The organism is Flavobacterium sp. FlaQc-30 (genome assembly GCF_044005885.1).
In the GTDB taxonomy this organism is placed as follows: Bacteria; Bacteroidota; Bacteroidia; order Flavobacteriales; family Flavobacteriaceae; genus Flavobacterium.
In genome coordinates, this window is sequence record NZ_JBIPCO010000001.1 from 154,005 (window position 1) to 174,300 (window position 20,296).

14 protein-coding genes and 1 riboswitch are annotated in these 20,296 nt (G+C 34.4%); of the genes, 2 read left to right on the forward strand and 12 right to left on the reverse strand.

Annotated elements, in window-relative coordinates; translation table 11 throughout:
* Positions 1-37 precede the first annotated feature (37 nt).
* Together ACHRV0_RS00640 and ACHRV0_RS00645 are read right to left on the reverse strand one after the other, a co-directional pair.
* Positions 38-625: an outer membrane beta-barrel protein gene (locus ACHRV0_RS00640; protein ID WP_395439594.1), complete on the reverse strand. Its 588-nt coding sequence runs from the start codon at positions 623-625 to the stop codon at positions 38-40.
* 195 nt (positions 626-820) lie between these two features.
* Entirely contained in the window at positions 821-1,414 is a 594-nt protein-coding gene (locus tag ACHRV0_RS00645; RefSeq protein ID WP_395439595.1) for an outer membrane beta-barrel protein, read from the reverse strand.
* Between the two features lie 146 nt (positions 1,415-1,560).
* On the opposite strand from ACHRV0_RS00645, the gene gldA reads away from it, so the two are divergent.
* Both gldA and ACHRV0_RS00655 read left to right on the forward strand, forming a co-directional pair.
* A complete protein-coding gene (gene gldA, locus ACHRV0_RS00650; RefSeq protein ID WP_129023118.1) occupies positions 1,561-2,457 on the forward strand; it encodes a gliding motility-associated ABC transporter ATP-binding subunit GldA in 897 nt (298 codons plus the stop codon).
* A gap of 425 nt (positions 2,458-2,882) precedes the next feature.
* Positions 2,883-5,006, forward strand: a complete 2,124-nt coding sequence (locus ACHRV0_RS00655; protein WP_395439596.1) for a TonB-dependent receptor domain-containing protein — start codon at positions 2,883-2,885, stop codon at positions 5,004-5,006.
* Positions 5,007-5,340: 334 nt separating this feature from the next.
* On the opposite strand, the gene ACHRV0_RS00660 is transcribed toward ACHRV0_RS00655, so the two are convergent.
* From ACHRV0_RS00660 to ACHRV0_RS00705, 10 genes are all read right to left on the reverse strand, one after another.
* The gene (locus ACHRV0_RS00660; protein WP_395439597.1) at positions 5,341-6,501 is read right to left on the reverse strand and encodes a PepSY-associated TM helix domain-containing protein; all 1,161 of its coding nucleotides are present in this window, start codon (positions 6,499-6,501) and stop codon (positions 5,341-5,343) included.
* Positions 6,502-6,582: 81 nt separating this feature from the next.
* Positions 6,583-7,827 (reverse strand): DUF4374 domain-containing protein, encoded by a 1,245-nt coding sequence (locus tag ACHRV0_RS00665; RefSeq protein ID WP_395439598.1) that lies wholly within the window; start codon positions 7,825-7,827, stop codon positions 6,583-6,585.
* A 35-nt stretch (positions 7,828-7,862) separates the two neighbouring features.
* A complete protein-coding gene (locus ACHRV0_RS00670) occupies positions 7,863-10,208 on the reverse strand; it encodes a TonB-dependent receptor (RefSeq protein ID WP_395439599.1) in 2,346 nt (781 codons plus the stop codon).
* A gap of 292 nt (positions 10,209-10,500) precedes the next feature.
* Positions 10,501-11,910 (reverse strand): pyridoxal phosphate-dependent decarboxylase family protein, encoded by a 1,410-nt coding sequence (locus ACHRV0_RS00675; RefSeq protein WP_395439600.1) that lies wholly within the window; start codon positions 11,908-11,910, stop codon positions 10,501-10,503.
* An 88-nt stretch (positions 11,911-11,998) separates the two neighbouring features.
* On the reverse strand, positions 11,999-13,222 hold the full coding sequence (locus ACHRV0_RS00680) for a dicarboxylate/amino acid:cation symporter (RefSeq protein ID WP_395439601.1): 1,224 nt from the start codon (positions 13,220-13,222) through the stop codon (positions 11,999-12,001).
* Between the two features lie 149 nt (positions 13,223-13,371).
* Complete coding sequence (locus tag ACHRV0_RS00685; protein ID WP_395439602.1) at positions 13,372-14,025, reverse strand: class I SAM-dependent methyltransferase; 654 nt, start codon at positions 14,023-14,025, stop codon at positions 13,372-13,374.
* Positions 14,026-14,224: 199 nt separating this feature from the next.
* On the reverse strand, positions 14,225-15,181 hold the full coding sequence (metF, locus tag ACHRV0_RS00690) for a methylenetetrahydrofolate reductase [NAD(P)H] (protein ID WP_129023110.1): 957 nt from the start codon (positions 15,179-15,181) through the stop codon (positions 14,225-14,227).
* Positions 15,182-15,338: 157 nt separating this feature from the next.
* Complete coding sequence (gene metH, locus ACHRV0_RS00695) at positions 15,339-18,014, reverse strand: methionine synthase (RefSeq protein ID WP_395439603.1); 2,676 nt, start codon at positions 18,012-18,014, stop codon at positions 15,339-15,341.
* A gap of 254 nt (positions 18,015-18,268) precedes the next feature.
* Positions 18,269-18,712 (reverse strand): hypothetical protein, encoded by a 444-nt coding sequence (locus tag ACHRV0_RS00700; RefSeq protein ID WP_129053179.1) that lies wholly within the window; start codon positions 18,710-18,712, stop codon positions 18,269-18,271.
* 33 nt (positions 18,713-18,745) lie between these two features.
* Positions 18,746-19,750: a homocysteine S-methyltransferase family protein gene (locus ACHRV0_RS00705; protein ID WP_395439604.1), complete on the reverse strand. Its 1,005-nt coding sequence runs from the start codon at positions 19,748-19,750 to the stop codon at positions 18,746-18,748.
* 320 nt (positions 19,751-20,070) lie between these two features.
* Positions 20,071-20,187: riboswitch (SAM riboswitch) on the reverse strand.
* Positions 20,188-20,296 lie beyond the last annotated feature (109 nt).

Sequence of the window (20,296 nt, forward strand, 5' to 3'; positions counted from 1 at the left end):
TTAGAGTGCTTTTGATAGTGAATTTATAAGCCTAACATTAAAAATTTTTAGAAATTCCAATATTTACTGTTTTACCAAAATTGAAATAAAACCTGTTGACATCAGGACCATTATTTTCATAATTTAATGCTTCATACCCTAAACCGCCAATACTGAAGTTAAGTCCAAAGCCTTTTTTCATATTGATAAAAAGTGCCGGAGTTAAACCCGCATACATGCCGTCTCCTTTAGATTTACTGCGGCCTGTTGCCGTCTCAAGAGTACTTTTTTCATTTTGAAAACCAGCTCCTAAATCAGCAAATACTGAAAAAGTTTCACTCAATGGAACGGAATAACGTAAAAATGCACCCGCTTTAAAATTAGTTAATTTTGATTCTGTTTCTGTCATTCCTTCATATTCAGTTTTTGAAGAAGCTACAGCAAATTCACCTCCTACAGTCCAGTTGTCATTGAACTGATATCCAATTCTAGGAGAAAAATCAAACTGGTTGTTTTTATCTTTTTCTGTTTGAAAATCTCTATTAGTTGATGTGTAACCAATATTTCCTCCAACTAAAATTGTTCCCTTTTGGGCATTTGCAAAGCTAACCATAGCTAATGCAAGAATAAGTAGCATTTTTTTCATATGTGATATTTATTAAGATTTCATATACAGAAAACAATTAAAATACCAATATGAAATAACAATTACTTTCTTAACAATTAATTAAAAACAACTGATCTTAAACAGGTTAAAAATTAAAATAACAAAAAGAAAAGGTTATAAAAAAAGCATCCGCCGCGGCGGATGCTTTTCTCGAAATTGAATATATATTTCAGATTAGAAATTCTTTGAAATTCCCACAGAAAATGCTTTTCCGAAAGTGAAATTGAAGTTTTTAACATTGTCTCCATTTCCATTATTTCCATCATAATTTAAAGTATTGTATCCTAAACCTCCAATATTGAAGTTTAACCCAAATCCTTTATTAACATTAATGAAAATTGCAGGTGTAACTCCAATATAAAAACCGTCACCTTCATTTATTGTTGATAATGGTCCAACAGTGTTTGTTGTTTTTCTATTTTGATACCCAACTCCTAAATCAGCATAAGCAGAGAAAGTTTGGTTTAATGGTTTTGAGTAACGTAAAAAACCTCCTAAAGAGAAATTATTTAATTTGCTCTCTGTATTATTACTAAACTCTCTTTTAGCAGTACCAACTCCAGCTTCGATACCCGCTGTCCAGTTTTGGTGAAATTGATAACCTACTTTAGGCGAAAAAGTAAACGAATTAGTTTTGTCTTCTGATCCAGAATTTGAAACGTTTTGAGAATTATACTCAATACTTCCCATAACTAAAATGGATCCTTTTTTTTGTGCGTTTGCAAAAGTGCAGATAGCTAAAGCAGCTATCACTAAAAAATTTTTCATGATTTGGGTTTATTTTAATTTAGCATTCCTTTAGCAACAACAATGCCGTGAATCTATTGGGTTTTATTTATTTTATGGTTTCTTTAAAAGACAAATTTTAGCAATCAAGATTATTTCTGTTTACTTTTGTAGCAAATAAAAAGTCTATGTCGATCGAAGTTAACAACATATCAAAAAGTTACGGAACTCAAAAAGCACTAAACGAAATTTCATTCTCTATTCAAAAAGGAGAAATCGTTGGATTTCTTGGTCCAAACGGAGCGGGAAAATCTACTTTAATGAAAATTTTGACTACTTATTTGCTTGCCGACGACGGCTCAGCCCTTGTAAACGGTCACGATGTCATGACGAATGCAAAAGCAGTACAGCGTTCTATTGGATATTTACCAGAACACAATCCGTTGTATTTAGATTTGTATGTTCGTGAATATTTGGCTTTTAATGCCGATGTTTATCAGGTTGCAAAATCAAGAATCGAAGAAGTAATTCAACTGACAGGACTGTCAACCGAAAGCCATAAAAAAATAGGACAATTATCAAAAGGGTATCGCCAGCGTGTGGGACTTGCGAACGCTTTACTGCATAATCCTGATGTTTTAATTTTAGACGAACCAACTACTGGTCTAGATCCTAACCAGTTAATGGAAATACGAAATGTAATCAAAAATGTTGGTAAAGATAAAACTGTTTTTTTATCAACTCATATCATGCAGGAGGTTGAAGCTATTTGCGATCGTGTCATAATTATTGACAAAGGAAATATTGTTGCTGATAACAAATTAGATCATTTGGTTGCTGCAAACAAAGAGCAAGTTATTGAGGTTGAGTTTGATTATCAGGTTGAAGAGCAGCTTTTAGCAAGACTTGAAAATATTGCTTCCTATAAAAATACGCATGACATGACATGGGAACTTACTTTTGTTACTGAAAAAGATATGCGTCCTGCCATTTTTGATTTTGCCAACGAAAATGGCTTAAAAACACTTCAATTGAATCAAAAAAATAAAAACTTAGAAGCTGTATTTAGAGAAATTACCAAGTAGTTTTCGATCTCGGATTTCAGTTTCAGCTTATCCAACAAAACCAGTTTATTCTTTTACAGAATAAACTGGTTTTCTGTTTTATAAAATCTTCAAAAGAAATGATTAACAGTACTAAAATCATTATTTATATTTTCTGAGTCGCAAAAACAACATTGAAACCTAATTCATCTTCTCTCGTTATCAATGGTTTACAATTAAAAGCATCAAATTTGAATTATTTTTATTTAGACTTGATATAAATAGTGTTATATTTGCAGGATCAATCTCAATAATACTGCACAAATGCCACATTTATTTCACTTCATAATGTCTCTTTTTTATTCCTTTTATAATTACGTTGAACGTTTCAAAAAATTACTTTCAGATAAAATCGAACAAATCGTTTTACATTAAAAAACAACTCATTTATAAAAGCACAAAACGACATGAAGAACATTTTAACCTCTATTATGCTCGCGTTTTCAGTATACTCCTATTCACAGACAGAAAAAGAAAAAGACAGTCTGGTTGAAACATCTATTAATGTTTTAGATGAAATTGTAATTACAAAAAAGAAAGTTTTATATACTCAAAAATCAGATCGTCTGGTTTTTAATGTCGAAAACAGTATTGTATCTGAAGGCGGTACAGCGCTGGATGTTTTATCTCGCGCTCCTGGAGTAGTAGTTTCTCAGGATGGCGATTTGTCTATTCGAGGACAACAGGGTGTTGCTGTTATGATTAATGGTAAATTAACACAGCTTTCTCAAAAAGAATTGGTTAATTATTTAAAATCAACCACTTCTTCAAATATTAAACAAATTGAAGTTATAACGAATCCTTCTTCTAAATATGATGCAGCCGGAAAAGCCGGAATTATAAATATTATTTTAAAAAAACCAAGTGCTTCGGGCATAAAAGGAACTGCGTTTGCGAGCTATGGCCGTGGACGAAAAAACAGAACTAATTCTGGTGTTAACTTAAGTTATAATAAAGACAAATTTGGTGTTTATGGTAATTACAGTTACACTTTTAGAGGTGAAGAGGAACGCAAAGAATTTAACCAAACGCAATATACAGATATAACGCGTCAGCAAATTGACACTAAAAATCATCAAACCTCAACTACAGACGAACCGCTTACTTCGAATAACTTTAAAATTGGAACTACTTATGAAGTTTCTCCTAAAACGAACTTAGAGTTTTATGTCGATGCTAAATTGGGGCGTTATGAAAATATCGCCAACGGCCGAAACTCTTTAAGCAATGCCCAAAATCAACTGCTTTTTGATGCTTCAACATACAACGACAGTAAAGAAAAATGGAACGATTACACCTATGCATTCTCTGGAGTTCATAAGTTTAATACGGAAGGAAAAAATATGTCTTTTGACTTTGAATACGAAACTTCAAAATTTAGATCAAATCAATTTCAGAGTGCACAAAATATAGATCCTACAAACCCAAATGATATTAATGATAGAAGAGGTTTTATTCCGTCGCAATTAAAAGTTTTTACAGGAAAAGTAGATTTTACTAATCCATTAAAAGAAAAACAATCAATTGAATGGGGTTTTAAAGCGAGCTTAAAAAACAATGATAATCCATCGGTTTATGAATATAACGACAATAACCAATGGATAATTGATCTTAACTCAACCAATCATTTTGAGTACAAAGAACAAATTTATGCGGCGTATGCCAATTATAAACATCAAATTGGAGATTTAAATATACAAGGCGGTTTACGTTCTGAATATACGGCAATCAATATTTTGCAAAGAACTTTAAATGAGGAATACAAAGACGATTATTTAAAATGGTTTCCGAGTCTTTCTTTAAAATACGAACTTACAAGCAATCACTCTGTTCATGCTTCTTACAGCAAAAGAATAAACAGACCGAGCCAATTTGATTTGAATCCGTTTCGTTTTTATGATGATTCATTCAATTACTCTCAAGGAAATCCAAATTTAGTTCCTGAAATTACACATGCTGCCGAAATTGGATATGCTTGGAAAAGCAATTTCATGTCTTCGTTGTATTTCAACAGTACTAAGGATGTTTTTACGGAAGTTTATACTTATGATCCGAGTACTAACACAACAATTACTTCTCAGATAAATGTATCAAAATCTTATAATTATGGGGCAAACATTACTCATACAGCCGAACTTTACAAGTTTTGGTCTATAAACACTCTTTTCAATATTTTCGAAAATAGATTTATGGGAAACATTGTAAACTCTGATACTATTGATCCAATTGTTACGCTAAACTTAAGCGTACAAAATTCATTTACAATAACAGAAAGTCTTAAAGCTGAAGCTAACGCTCAGTATCAATCAAAATCAAACCTTGGCGTTTATCAGCGTGACGGCTTTTTTGATTTCAGCATTGGAATTTCAAAACAAGTTCTGGCAAACAAAGGCAGCATAAAACTAAATGTTACTGATATTTTTAATACTAATAATTTTTACATTAACTCAACAGTTGGACAAACTGCTATTAATAAACGATACGATCTAGATAATCGCATTGCGACATTATCTTTTACTTATAGAATTTAAGATCCCTTGAATTTGTTTTTGTTTTTTATTTTTTTTTTGAATGAGAGGAGCCTGCTAAAAGCAGGCTCTTTTTGTTTTTAAAGATATTATGCAAAAGCAGTAAATAATCACACCTCTATATGGCCGAATGAAGTCAGAGTTGTCAGGCTGAGCGAAGTCGAAGCTCACATATGCTAAATCACTTTGCGGGGCTTCGTCTTCGCTCAGCCTGACAATATGATTGTTTGTTTTCTTTATTTTAAAACAAAAAAAAAGTCTCTTGCAGAATATTATTTCTTGCAAAAGACTTTCAACCAACTAACCAAACAAATAGAAACTTAAAAAGGATTCAATGTTATTTTTTTTGCTTTTTCTTTCTTCCCCACCAGATGTAAAAACCAGTAATAGGAAGACTTGCACATATTAAACTTGCTGTAAAATAGATAATCTTTGTAGTCAATCCGCCTATTGCACCAATATGCAGACTGTAATTTGATCTCATTAACCAATCTGAGAAGCGTTCATCACTAATGTATTTTTCAGATTTTGGAAGCAGTTCTAATGTTTTAGAATCAAAATATAAATCTCTCCAAATTCCTTTATACATATCGGTACAAGCATAATAATCGTCTTTGGGTTCATCAGGAAAATGAATGATAACCGCTTCTTTATTTTCCTTAGCAATTTCTGTCCGTACCTTTTTCCAGATAAAATCAGCTCCAACCAGCTTATCTATTTGCTGTTTAGATATTGTATCATTTTTAACCGAAACAATCTGTTCTTTTTTGTCCTTTTCATCAGCCCAGCCGCCGCTTATCCAATAAGTGCTTTCGCGAAGCCAATGAAAGCTCATTAATAATCCTGTAAAAGAAATCAGCAAAGCCAAAATGATGACATAAAACCCCATAACGTTATGCAAATCATAATTTAAACGTTTGAGTTTGGCGCTCCATTTTATTTTAAAACTGTTGTTAATCGTTGTTTTATTCCATTTTTTTGGAAACCAAAGTATAAGTCCGCTTATCAATAAAAAGAAAAAAATGAAAGTTGCCCAAGCTGTTATCTGCGCTCCTATTTCACGCTCCAGCCAAAGATTTCGATGTCCTTCATCGATAATATGAAAAAAATCCTCGTGATCGACCATTCCAGTGATTTTGCCGTTATACGGATTTACATAAATCAATGAATCTGATTCGATATCAACTTTAACCGATTTATCTAAACCATTATACCATACTCCATGAATTTCTTTATCGGGCAATACTTTTTGAACGGCAGCGTAAATTTTTGAAGGCGGCAGCAGTTTTTCCGGGCTTTGTGCTTCAACATTTAAATATGGTGAAGTCAACTCTTTTATTTCTTGTTCAAAAACTAAAATGCAACCTGTAATTGCCATTATGAACACAATTATTCCTGAAGCAAGACCCAGCCATAAATGCAGCCAGGCATTAATTTTACTAAAACGTGATTTTCCTTTATTTGGCGGTTTACCCGTTCGGCTTTTAATAACAGTCATTGAAATTATAATTTAATAAAAAGAAAAAAATGGCTTGAGCATCTTTTAAGATACTTCAAGCCATCTATAATAGATTAGAATTTAGAAAGTAAGTTTACCAATTGTTGGTAAGTAAAGACCTTCTTTAATAAGAGCTCCAGCTTTTGCATTACCTGTTGCAATATCAATTTGATAAACACGAGCTTCATCGCCGGTTACGAAACTTTTGTAAGCTTTTCCGTTTTCAACAAACAAACTTCCAACTCCAAAAAACTCATCACCACCATGATCAGGTAATCCTGTAACCGCTAAAACAGTTTTTGCTGATAAGTCAAGAATTGCCGACTTGAATATGGTTTGTGTGCTTAAGAAACTATAAACTGATTTTCCTGGATCAACAGAAGCAGGAATATAAGAGATAAAAACTTTCTCTCCGCCTAATGGATAAGCTGCTAAAACTTTTCCTTTAATAGTACTTGCTTCAAGATCAAAGAAATATCCTGGATCAAATTTAGCATCTCCTTTTTTAATACGTAAAACTCCTGAAGCTGCTGCTGTAACTGGATAACCTCCTGCACGTGCATTAGATGAAAAAGTATAAATATCTCCAGATTCAGTTTGTACAATTCCTGTATTAGTATAGTACATTCCAATTGCAGTTGTTCTTGTATCTTTTATTGTTGTAACATATTCTAAAGAAGGGTATTTGTACACTCTCACAACCGCATCTGAAGATAATACTACATTTTTCTTCTCGCTTACATCTTTAGTATAAACAGGAACAAAAAGTTTGTCGCCAGAAACTGCAGCTCCAGTTGGCCAATATAAAATGTTTTTATTTCCAGGAGTTACACTAAAGTCATTAAACTTACGACCATCGATTGAAACCGTTGCTGGATTGTAAATCATAAGTTCGTAATCAGACGAACTTCCGTCCCAAGTAGCACCAATATTGATCATTTTTTTATCATCAGTATAACCTACTGCGTACGACGATTCGAAAGCTAGTTTTCCGCCTGGAACTAGTTTTCCTGTACTGTTAAGATGAAATGAAACTGATCCTTCATCTCCTGTACTCAATGCAAAAAAAGTATTTTGAACTGGAAAACAGCTTCCTTCTTGCTCAATTCCAACTCCTTTGGCGCTGATTTCGCCGGTCATTAATTGATCTGTAGAGTTAAAATCTAATATATATTGTGTGTAATCGTCTAACCAATATGATGCAACGTATTTTGCACCATTTACTGCTGACTCTTCTTTTGAAGATGAATCATCGCTGCTGCATGAAAAAATAGATAATGACAGAAAGCCCAATGCAAAGCATTTTGCGAATTTGTTTACTAACATGATTATAATTATTAAGGGTTATTATTAAAATTTAATTACTGAAGAAAATACCTGAACTTAACGGCAAAAGCACGTCCTGGCTTTTGAACTTTAAAGTAGTCGTAAACCTTAACATCAGTAATATTTCTACATTCGAATGCGAGATTGTATTTTCCTTTCAAAAAAGAATAGGCAACCATTGCATTCTGGGTAAACTGTTCAGGAATAGCTTTTTTAGTTTCTAACTCACCTAAAACCGGCCAAGTCAAATAAAAAGCATCGATATAATTTGCGCTTACATTCAAGGAAAGTTTATCTCCTTGATATTTGACATTTTTAAAATTAAAAGTCAAATCAGCATTTCCGTAAAAAATTGGAACGTTTGGTAACTGCGCATCATACAAAGCATCAGGACTTGTTGTTCCTGTTTTGTATTTGTTTTTGTTAAGGCTTTTTTGATATGTTGCATTTACCTCGAACGTAAGTAAATCGGTGTAACCGTATCGAAGAACTCCATCAATACCTGAAACTTGTACATTTTGCAAGTTTTCAAATACCGTTTTATCGCCATCTTGCCTTTCTCTAATAAAATCTTTTGCTTCTCTGTATATTAAACTAGTTTCGGCATTAAAGTAGTTTTTTTCTTTTTGAAGAATAAAAGCAAGCCCTAAATTTGCGTTGTCACTGCTCTCTGGTTTTAAGCCAATATTGCTGTTTACAGTTAAACCATCTCCAAGCATTTCGATTGCAGCCGGCAAACGATAAGCATGTTCATAAGATCCTTTTATTTGTAATTTATCTGATAAATGGTATGCCGAAGTAGCTCCATAACCATAATTAGTCGATGTTGTGGATTGCGTTATGCCGCCAGAAATCATTTTGGTTTCTAAATCAAACATTTTTCCGAAAGCAGAAATTGCCAATCGATTATCTAAACCGCTGAAGTTATACCCCAACCCTAAAATATCCTTATTAATGGTTGGTTTACCAAGCTCAATTACTGTTAAATACTCATCTGTTTCTTTACGTTTATAACCTAAATACGAATAATTTAAAGCCAGTGAATGCTGCTCGCTCAATTGGTATTTTAAATTAGTCGTCAACTGGGCATTTTCTTCATCATAAACATAAATACTCTTGTTTCCCAGCTCTCCTTTATCACTGTTTCCTGCAAATTGTCGGTATACATAATTCCCTGTCCAGTCATATACTCTTGACGATGTATCTACAGATCTGTTGTTTACCAAAGCGTATGTGCTGTTTACATTTAACGATAATCCTTTAGTAAAAAGATTGTCTTTTTTATATTTTAAAGAAGAGATAAAACTTTCACTGTCTGTAAATGCCTGTCCAACCACTTTTTGCATAGATCTTCCCTGCTGAATTTCCTTTTTATTGCCAGACATAGCAAAACCAACAAGCAAATAATCGGCAAAGCTTTTGTTCTTAAATCCTGCTTCGGCCATTATAGTTCCCGACTTGTAACCGTCATGAAAGTGTTTGTATTTTTGTTCAGGCAAAAACTTCGAAGTATTTTTATCGACAACACTTACGTCTACTTTATAATCGTTGTCTGAATAATTTGCAAAAGCATTAATATTAGCAATAAACCCATCTCTACCCGAAAATCTAGTGTTTACAGCCGCTCTATGCGTATTAAAAGAACCATAACTGTAAGAAGCATCGATATAGCGGTTTACATTTTTATTGGTAATAATATTTACAGCTCCTCCCAAAGCATCTGCGCCCAATTCTACAGGAACAACACCTTTGTAAACATCGATTCTTTCGGCCATATTTACTGGAATATTATTTAAAGTAAGCGACGAACCATAACTATCCATAGGCACTCCGTCAAGAAAAAACTTAACTTGATTTCCTGAGAAACCGTTTAATGAAAAGTTGAATGCAGATCCTAATCCTCCATACTCACGAATACGTACTCCTGTAGTTTTGTTCAAAACCTGATTTAAATCGGCAGTTGTATTGTATGTTTTTTTAAGATCGACAGAAGTAATGTTGTATGCCTGCTCTCTGGCGCGCTGTACTTTAGACTTTCCTTTTACAGCAACTTCGTTTAGAGCTGCCATATCTTCCTCCATTGTTATATTCTGAGTTGGTTTGCCGCCTTGTTTAAGCGAAACTGCCGCTTCTGTAGTTTTAAAACCAACATGAGTAATCAATAAAATATAGTCTCCACTTTCGGCATTAATTTTATATTCTCCTTTAGTATTGGTTAGTGTTGCGTAAGCGGTTCCTTTTAGTGCTACTGAAACGCCTTCAGCTGGCTTGCCTTGATTTGTTAAAACAACTCCGGTTAAGTTTACTTTGTTTTTTTGTGAGTACCCTTGAAGTGAGGTAAAAATAATCGTGATCAAGAGTAATAATCTACTTATTTGCATCAGATAAATATGGTTTGAAAATTAAATTGACAACAAACTTAGCCTCTTTCAACAGCTTTTCCAAACTATTTTTAATTATTCTAAATAAAAATAATAATTAACTTTTAAACTCAACAATCAATAAAAAAAACAGCTTTTCTTAATCAATAATTAACTTTAGCTTAATATTTAATTAAGATTACCGTTCATAAAAGTTAAATTACCGAACACTTTTTTAAGGAAAAACAGAATTTAGCGCATAAAAAAAGCCCGCTTAATACATAAACGGGCTTCAAAAATTCTATTTTAGGTTTTATAAATCCAAATCTGAAATTATATTTTTCATTTCTTCTATTACAATTTTAATATCTTCTTCGGCAGTTCTCCAATTTACAAATGAAGCTCTAATGCCTTTTTTATTTTGATAAACAGTTGGCGTCATAAATACTTTTCCTGTATCATTTAGCTGCGTTAAGAATTGAGCAACTTTATCTTGATTTTCATCTCCTTTTAAAGTAAAACAAACATTATTTAAACGAATTGGAGCAAGAAGTTCAAAGCGGCTGTCTTCAATAAGCTCATTTCCAAAATGCAGCGCAAGTAAAGCACTTTTTTCAATAATATCACAAAATCCTTCTTTTCCGTAAGCTACTAAAGAAAACCAAACTGGCAAGGCTCTTAAACGACGTGAGTTTTCTGGAAGAACGTTTAAATAATTAAAATTTTCAAGCGGGTTTCCTAAATAAGGAGCATTCGAATTTTGAAACGTTTCGATTTGCAGATTAATATGTTCCTTTTTTACCAAATAAAATGCACTTTCATAAGGAACATTTAGCCATTTATGGCAATCAACAGCAATACTGTCTGCGCCTTGCCAGCCTTCTACATAATGCTTATGTTTCTCTGAAACTGCAGCGAAACCACCAAAAGCTGCATCAATATGCCACCAAAAATTATATTTCGATTTAAGAGCTGAAATCGCCTTAAAATCATCAAAATCTGCAGTGTTTACGGTTCCTGCACTAGAAATTAAAATAAAGGGTTTCCCATTTAATTCTTTTATTTTTGTTTCTAAATCATCAATATCAATTGCTTCACGATTACCTTCAATTGTTTTTACAACTGTATAATTCTGGCTTCCAATTCCTAACATTGCTAATGTTTTCAAAGAAGACGAATGCGGCATTGCAGTCAATATATTGATCGTCTCCGAAATTCCATTCTTAGCAAAATCTTTACCCAATTGTTTTCCAAACCATTGTCTCGCTACTCCTAAACAAGTAAAATTTGACATGGTTGCTCCAGTAACAAATCCGCCCATGAAGGCATCAGGAAGCTCTAATAATTGAAGTAATAAATGAATGGTTTCAAATTCTATTAAAGCTGAATTTCCGCCCTGTGCCGCAACCGCCTGCGTATTCTGATCGTAAATCGACGACAGCCAATCGCCTACAATTGAAGCGGGAGTTGATCCTCCAGTTACAAAACCCCAATAACGCGGACCTGGTGAAGAGACTAATAAAGGAACTAATCTTTCATTAAATTCTATTAAAGCTTCTTCAGAGCCCAAACCTAATTCGTTTAAAGCACGGTTTGTATCTACTTTATTTTTGCTTGAAGTTGGAATATTCTCAAGATTATTCAAGAAATCAATTCCTTGTTGTTTTGCTTTTTCTAAGATAACTTCGAAATTTTTTAGATCATGCTGCAGTATTGAATTCATATTATATAGTATTGGCTTTCATACTGATTTTTCAGTAGAAAACAGGTTAATTAATATTTAATGTGAAAATGTAAAACTTACCGTAAAGCTACCATTTGGTTTTTTCCGAAAATCTGGAAACCATCATAGAACAAATTACGTCTCCATTTGCATTTAGTAAAGTAGCAATTGGATCAACCAGAGTTCCTAGAATCATGGCAACTGGCAATGCCTGTTCCATCGGAAATCCATAAACGGTGATGGCTAAAACTTCTCCTATATAACCTCCGTTTGGAATTCCACCTTCCACAATTGAAACTACAACTGTAATTCCTAAAGCCAAAAGAATTGTCATAGGATCTGTAAAATCTTTTCCAAACATGGCAAACAAAAAAGTTATTTTTAAAATAGATGACATACTCGATCCATCTTTATGCAAAGGTGCTCCAAGCGGAATCACCAAATTACGAACATGCGCTGGAATCCCCATTTTTTGTGCAGCATCGAGATTTGCAGGAATCGTTGCAATACTGCTGCAAGTTCCAACGGCAGTTAATGAAGCGGTTACATTATTGCTCCAAAAAACTTTGAAAGCTCTTTTTCCACCGGCAACCAGTGCATACAAACTAAAAAATACAAAGAAATAAAAGATGCAGGCAGCATAATAAACAGCCATAGGTTTTGCATAAACTCCAAACAACTGCGGTCCAAAAATACCAACTTGATAAGCAAAATAAGCTCCTAAACCAATTGGGGCAAATTTCATTATAATATTCAAAAGCTGTTTCATTACCTCGTTTCCTGAATCAAGAAAACTTTTGAAAGCATTTCCTTTTTCACCAGATTGTAATGTGGCAAAGCCGATTAAAAAGGAGAATATAATAAGTGCCAGCATGCTTTTTCGTGACAATAACTCGAAGAAATCATTTGCCGTAAGCAGCTTTGCGATTTGATCTCCAGCTGATCCGGATTGAATGTTTTCAAACGGAACTTTGGTAATAGCAATATCTTGATGAATTGGAAAAAGATAAACCGCACAGATCATTACAATGCCAGAAATTAGAATTGTCGCAAGAAAAACCAAAATCATTATAACAAACAGCTTTCCAAGTTTCTCTGTTTTTTCTAAATTGGCAATTGAAGAACCAATCGTAAAAAAGATAAGCGGGATAATTGCCGTAAAAAGTAAATTTAGAAATATATCACCAATTGGTTTTATGATCAAAACTTTTTCTCCAAATACTAATCCTAAAATACTTCCTATAATAATACCGCCAAGAAGCAAAAGTATGCTGCTGTAACTCTGTAAAAAATTGATTTTCTTAACTTCCATAAAATTTTAAGGATTATAATTCAGAAAGATTAAATAATAACGTAATGAAAGTACTCAAAAAACTGCGAAGATTTTTTTTTGCCACAGATTAAAGGATTAACACAGATTAAAAAATCCTTTCTAATCTTTTTAATCTGTGGCAAAAAAATCTATTTCTCCAGAACAATCGTAGTAAAAGCTCTGTCGACTAATTCTCCTGTTTTGCTTTTTACTTTTTCGGTTTGGGTTTCTGTATAGACAATTTTAAAAGGCGTTTTCTTAATCAATTCCTGCGCTTTTTCTGTGCTGTAAAGCTCAAACTCAAATTGTGTAAATGGAAGTTGCTTCATAAAATCTTCTTCCGCAAATGTTAAGCAGAAATTCCCATTCGGCTTTAGTACTCTGTAAATCTCTGCTAATAATTCTTCCGGCTTTTGCCAAAAATAAATCGTATTTACCGTAAATATTTTATCAAAAAAATCATTTTCAAACGCAATTTTATTTCCGTCATAAAGCGAAAAGAAAGCTTGTTTTTGAGAAACAAAATTTCGGTTAGTCTGGCGCGCTTCCTGAAACATCAATTCCGACATTTCCAGTCCGTAATATTTCAGATTTTCAGCTTGCTCGAATAAAAACTCTACGTGTCCCGCATTTCCGTGACCCAGTTCTAGAATTTTATATTCGTTTGATATATTCAGATTTTGAATCGAATGGCGTGTCATATTGATGTTCGTTTCGTTCATCATATTTCCTATTTCGATTCCTTTTTCTCCTGTTGGAAGTTTTAACTGAGAGGCTATGGCTTGTAGTTCTTCTTGTTTCATTGCACGAAAATTTTAAACTTCTAAATTAAACAAAATCCTTCGAGAATTCGTTATCGTCTGAATTCCAATTTTATGCCATTTTTGTCATTCCGAGGAACGAGGAATCGCACTAGAAGCTCTATAAAGATTGGATTCTCTTTGTGGAGTTACTTGCGGAGATTTCTCCTTCGTCGAAATGACAAGTTTGAGTCGAAAACTTTTAAAAAACCTGACTCGCGATCTGACGAATATTCTCTGATTTACCCATTGAATAATAATGTAAAACAGGAACTCCGGCAGCTTTTAATTCAAGTGACTGCTGAATCGCCCATTCGATTCCGACTTGCTTGATTTCAGCGTTATTTTTGCATTTATAAACTGCATCGATTAAATCTTCAGGTAAATCAATTCTGAAAATTTGAGGCAGAATTTGCAAATGCCTTTGTACTGCAATTGGTTTAATTCCTGGAATAATTGGGATTGTAATACCTATTTCTCTCGCTTTTTCTACGAAAGCAAAATATTTCGAATTATCAAAAAACATTTGTGTTACCACATAATCTGCCCCGGCATCTACTTTTTCTTTTAATCTTTTTAAATCAGATTGTAATGATGGTGATTCTAAATGTTTCTCAGGATAACCCGCAACGCCAATACAAAAATCAGCTTTGTTATCTGTATCCATCAATTCGTGCAAATATTTTCCACAATTCAAATCATTAATTTGTTTAACCAAATCAATTGCAAAATGATTTCCGCCGGCTTTTGGCACAAAAGATTGTTCGTCTTTCATAGCGTCACCACGAAGCGCCATTACGTTGTTGATTCCCAAATACTGACAATCAACCAGCATATATTCGGTTTCTTCCTGTGTAAATCCGCCGCAAAGTAAATGTGGAACGGTGTCTACGTTGTATTTATGTTTTATAGAAGCGCAAATTCCTAGCGTTCCCGGACGCATACGAGTCAATTTTTTATCTAAAAGCCCGTTACCTTTATCAATATAAATATACTCTTCGCGAGAAGTTGTTACATCAATAAACGGCGGTTGAAACTCCATCAACGGATCGATATTATCATATAATTCTTGAATACTTTTTCCTTTTTGAGGCGGAATAAGTTCAAATGAGAATAATGTTTTTCCTTTGGCGTTTTCTATATGCTCTGTTACTTTCATTTCTTAAGTTATGAGTTATGATTATGTTTTTGAATCGTTCGTGTAAAAAATCTGAAATCAAAAAACGTAAATCAATCTTTTAGTTTAAAGTCTGAATGTCGAAAGTCGAAAGTCACATTCTTTGAGACTTTATGACTTTTGACTTTATGACTATACTTTAATCTGCTATATTAGGATTTAACCATTTCATTGCGTAATCCGTTGGGACATTGCGTCGTTTGGCGTAATCTACTACCTGATCTTCTTTTATTTTTCCGAGTCCGAAATATCGGCTTTTCGGATTTCCGAAATAATATCCAGAAACCGATGAAGCTGGCCACATCGCCATGCTTTCTGTCAAGGTTACTCCAATTTCTTCGGCTACATTTAAAAGCTTCCAAATGGTTGGTTTTTCCAAGTGATCTGGACAAGCCGGATAACCTGGCGCAGGACGAATTCCTTTATAATTTTCTTTAATCAATTCTTCGTTAGTTAAAGATTCTTCTGAATCGTAACCCCAAAAATCTTTACGAACTCTCTCGTGAAGATATTCGGCGAAAGCCTCAGCAAAACGATCTGCAAGTGCTTTCACCATAATTGAATTATAGTCGTCTAAATTCTTTTCGTATTCCGCTGCCCATTCGTCTACACCAAAACCGGTTGTTACACAGAAAGCTCCCATATAATCTTCTATTCCGTTTTCTTTTGGTAGAATAAAATCGGCTAAAGCGATGTTTGGAGCACCTTTTGTTTTTTGTGACTGCTGACGAAGTGTTAAGAATTTCTCCAAAACTTTTCCGTTTTCATCACGCAATTCGATATCGTCGTCATCAACTTGATTCGCAGGGAAAATTCCGTAAATACCTTTTGCTTTTAGTTTTTTCTCTTCCAAGATTACTTTCAACATTGCCTGAGCATCAGCAAAAACAGATGTTGCTTGTTCGCCCACAACCTCATCCGTTAAAATCGCGGGATATTTTCCGTACAATTCCCACGTTTGAAAAAATGGTGTCCAGTCGATATACGGAACCAAAACATCCAGTTCTATTTCGATGGTCTGTGCTCCAATTACTTTTGGTTTAGTCGGCGTGTATTCCGACCAATCCAATGGTAATTTGTTTTTACGGGCATCTTCAATCGTTAGGAAATTTTTATCTCTTGAACGATTCAAGAATGTTTCTCTAAAAGAATCGTATTCTGCACGAATATCGCTTGCATATATTTTTCGATTATGATCCAACAAGTTTCCAGCTACAGTAACGGCTCTCGAAGCATCATTTACGTGAATTACAGTTTCTCTGTATTGTGGTGCAATTTTCACGGCGGTATGCGCACGCGAAGTTGTTGCCCCACCAATCATAATCGGGATTTTAATATTTTGTTTGTCTAATTCTTTGGCCAAATACACCATTTCGTCAAGCGAAGGCGTGATCAATCCGCTTAAACCAATAATGTCAACTTCATGTTCGATAGCGGCCGCAATGATTTTTTCTGGAGGCACCATAACACCAAGATCTACAATCTCGTAATTATTACAAGCCAAAACCACCGAAACGATGTTTTTACCAATATCATGAACGTCACCTTTTACCGTTGCCATCAGGATTTTTCCGTTTCCTTGTTTGTCTCCGGCTTGTTTGCTCGCTTCAATAAATGGCAATAAATAAGCAACGGCTTTTTTCATTACACGAGCCGATTTAACCACCTGAGGCAGGAACATTTTTCCGCTTCCGAATAAATCTCCAACCACATTCATTCCCGTCATCAAATTGATTTCGATAACTTCAATTGGTTTTGTTGCTGCCAAACGCGCTTCTTCAACATCTTCCTCAATAAAAGCATCAATTCCTTTTACTAACGAATGTGTAATACGTTCTTGAACCGTTCCAAAACGCCATTCCTGAACTACTTTTTCATCGCTTTTTGCTTCGCCTTTTACATTTTCTGCAAAATCTAAAAGTCGTTCTGTCGCATCGTCGCGTCTATCTAAAATTACGTCTTCAACGTGTTCTAATAAATCTTTCGGAATATCATCATAAATCGTCAACATCTCCGGATTTACGATTCCCATCGTCATTCCGTTTTTAATCGCGTGGTATAAAAATACGGAGTGCATCGCTTCACGAACGGTATCATTTCCTCTAAAAGAGAACGAAACGTTACTCACTCCACCACTAATATGTGCGTGCGGAAGGTTTTCACGAACCCATTTTGTTCCTCTAAAAAAGTCCAAAGCATTTAAGCGATGTTCTTCCATTCCCGTTGCAACCGGGAAAATATTCAAATCGAAAATAATATCCTGTGGAGGAAACCCTACTTTGTTCACCAAAATATCATACGAACGCTGACAAATCTCCACTCGACGATCGTAATTATCGGCCTGACCAACTTCGTCAAATGCCATAATAATTGCCGCCGCGCCATAACGTTTGATTAATCGAGCATGATGAATAAAAGCTTCTTCTCCTTCTTTTAACGAAATCGAGTTTACAACGCTTTTTCCTTGTACTACTTTAAGACCTGCTTCGATAATTTCCCATTTCGAGCTGTCGATCATAATCGGCACTCTCGAAATGTCTGGTTCTGCAGCAATTAAGTTTAGAAATTTGGTCATCGCAGTAACTCCGTCAAGCATTCCTTCATCCATATTAATATCGATGATTTGTGCTCCACCCTCTACTTGTTGTCTTGCAATATCAAGCGCCTCGTCATATTTCTCTTCCTTGATCAATCTTAGGAATTTTCTTGAACCTGTTACGTTTGTACGCTCACCAACATTCACGAAAACACTTTCCGGCGTAATAATCAACGGCTCTAATCCTGATAATACAAGGTCTCTTCTTTTTTCTGTCATTTCTTTTTAAGTTACTAAGATCCTGAGATACTAAGGTTCTAAGTTTTTTATTCTATTTTCTTTCCTGCGAGGTTTTTAAAACCTTGTAGGTATATTCGTTTTCAATATTTTAATTTGGGCGTGTCCCTCCGGGTCGGGCTATCCGTTACAAGTCCTCGCTCTTCCTTCGTCAAGCTGTGGGCTTTTCACTTCTATCCCTCACGCAAACTCGGTTTCATAAGACGATTTATCATAAATTCATTCTTATAATACATTTATTTCCATTTTGATTTTTCTAAATATTTACCCGTTGCACCATCATCATATTCATAATATTTAGTTTTGACAAAACCCGCTTTTACGATTGCTAAAGAATCAGGTTTTAATTCCTCTTCTAAGAAAATTTCATTCTCTTCAGGTTTATTCAAATCGTATTTTACTTTATAAAACTTATTTATCTCTTTATACAAATTATTTTGACGGGTCCTGTTTCCAATCTTTCCCAAAATCTTTCGATCTGTATAAAAATAATATCTTACAACTTTGTGTCTTTCTGTACCTTCATTTATAGTTACTAATGCAATCGTTTCTCCTTTGAAAGATTTTCTATAATCATTTTTTTGACCAAAATATATTTGGTAGATTATAAAACTAACTACTCCGAAGAACAGAAAAGTTTTCCATTGATTTGTTTTACTTTCCAACGTTACTTTTATCATTTTTAATTTCAAAAGCAAAATTAATTTGGCAATTTATTCAAGAACCGGCGCCACTCTAGGATTATAATCTTTCGCAACCTCAGCCATTAATCGAATATGATCTGGCGTTGTACCACAACAACCTCCAATAATATTAATCAAATTATCGTCTAAATATTCTTTAATGAAAGCCTGAGTTTGTTCTGGCGTTTCATCATATTGTCCGAATGCATTTGGCAATCCTGCATTTGGATGTGCCGAAACATTAAAACTTGTATTGTGCGCTAATGTTTTTAAATATGGTTTCAATAAATCGGCTCCAAGAGCGCAATTGAATCCTACACTTAATAACGGAATATGAGAAACTGAAATCAAAAATGCTTCAACCGTTTGCCCAGAAAGTGTTCTTCCAGAAGCATCTGTAATGGTTCCTGAAACCATGATTGGGATATCCAGATTTCGTTCTTCTTTTACTTCTTCGATTGCAAAAAGAGCAGCTTTTGCATTTAAGGTATCGAAGATTGTTTCTACTAAAAGTAAATCACAGCCACCATCCATTAAAGCTTCAGCTTGTTGTTTGTAGGCAATTCGCAAATCGTCAAACGTTACGGCTCTGTAACCCGGATCGTTTACATCAGGTGACATACTTGCAGTTCTGTTTGTCGGCCCGATGGAACCGGCTACGAAACGAGGTTTATCTGGATTTTTTGCGGTAAACTCATCCGCTACTTGTCTGGCGATTTTTGCCGATTCGTAGTTTAACTCGTAAACCAAATCTTCCATGTGATAATCGGCCATACCGATTGTCGTTCCCGAAAAGGTGTTGGTTTCTACGATGTCAGCACCAGCTTCATAATAAGCGGCATGAACATCGCGGATTGCCTGTGGTTGTGTTAGGGATAGTAAATCGTTGTTTCCTTTTAACGGATGCGGAAAATCCTTGAAACGCTCTCCTCTAAAATCTTCTTCGGAGAAGTTATAGCGTTGCAACATCGTTCCCATTGCTCCATCAAGGATTAGGATATTTTTTTTTATTGCTTCTTGTATCGTAATTGCCATATTTTTTTGCCGCTAAGGCACTAAGGCGCAAAGCTTTTTTAATTATAATTTTGAAGGTTCTATTTAAACCCGACAGTTTTTTGAAACCTGTCGCGTTTAACCTTCGATATTTTTCATTCACATTAATTCCAAAAGTGCACTATTGCTAGCTCATTAGCCCCGATTGAGCCGGTATCCTCGCAATGAAATGGAGAGATATAGGCGAAAGCGGGAACTATTGACTGCAAAAATGCGCCAATGATTCGCTCCTGATACAGAATCTGTTTCAGTAAATATTATATGTTATCGAGAAAAGTTTTGAGAAATACGAGTATGTATTTGTGTTATCTATCTTTAATACTGGAAAATGTCGTATAAAGTAGAATTTAGCACCTTCTTTATGATAAAGGGTTGCTAAGGTTTCATCGGGTCTATCCCTCCGCCTTTCGTGATAACTGACAATAATTTTAAGAACAGTGCAAAGGTATGAAATAGGGTTTCGATTTGCAAATGTTTTTTTTTCAAGGTTCTGAGGGACTGAGAGGCTAAGGTTCTAAGGTTTTATCT

Coding starts and splice junctions, on each gene's coding strand:
- ACHRV0_RS00640 (WP_395439594.1), bottom strand. CDS start 625: ATGAAAAAAATGCTACTTATTCTTGCATTAGCTATGGTTAGCTTTGCA.
- ACHRV0_RS00645 (WP_395439595.1), bottom strand. CDS start 1,414: ATGAAAAATTTTTTAGTGATAGCTGCTTTAGCTATCTGCACTTTTGCA.
- gldA (WP_129023118.1), top strand. CDS start 1,561: ATGTCGATCGAAGTTAACAACATATCAAAAAGTTACGGAACTCAAAAA.
- ACHRV0_RS00655 (WP_395439596.1), top strand. CDS start 2,883: ATGAAGAACATTTTAACCTCTATTATGCTCGCGTTTTCAGTATACTCC.
- ACHRV0_RS00660 (WP_395439597.1), bottom strand. CDS start 6,501: ATGACTGTTATTAAAAGCCGAACGGGTAAACCGCCAAATAAAGGAAAA.
- ACHRV0_RS00665 (WP_395439598.1), bottom strand. CDS start 7,827: ATGTTAGTAAACAAATTCGCAAAATGCTTTGCATTGGGCTTTCTGTCA.
- ACHRV0_RS00670 (WP_395439599.1), bottom strand. CDS start 10,208: ATGCAAATAAGTAGATTATTACTCTTGATCACGATTATTTTTACCTCA.
- ACHRV0_RS00675 (WP_395439600.1), bottom strand. CDS start 11,910: ATGAATTCAATACTGCAGCATGATCTAAAAAATTTCGAAGTTATCTTA.
- ACHRV0_RS00680 (WP_395439601.1), bottom strand. CDS start 13,222: ATGGAAGTTAAGAAAATCAATTTTTTACAGAGTTACAGCAGCATACTT.
- ACHRV0_RS00685 (WP_395439602.1), bottom strand. CDS start 14,025: ATGAAACAAGAAGAACTACAAGCCATAGCCTCTCAGTTAAAACTTCCA.
- metF (WP_129023110.1), bottom strand. CDS start 15,181: ATGAAAGTAACAGAGCATATAGAAAACGCCAAAGGAAAAACATTATTC.
- metH (WP_395439603.1), bottom strand. CDS start 18,014: ATGACAGAAAAAAGAAGAGACCTTGTATTATCAGGATTAGAGCCGTTG.
- ACHRV0_RS00700 (WP_129053179.1), bottom strand. CDS start 18,712: ATGATAAAAGTAACGTTGGAAAGTAAAACAAATCAATGGAAAACTTTT.
- ACHRV0_RS00705 (WP_395439604.1), bottom strand. CDS start 19,750: ATGGCAATTACGATACAAGAAGCAATAAAAAAAAATATCCTAATCCTT.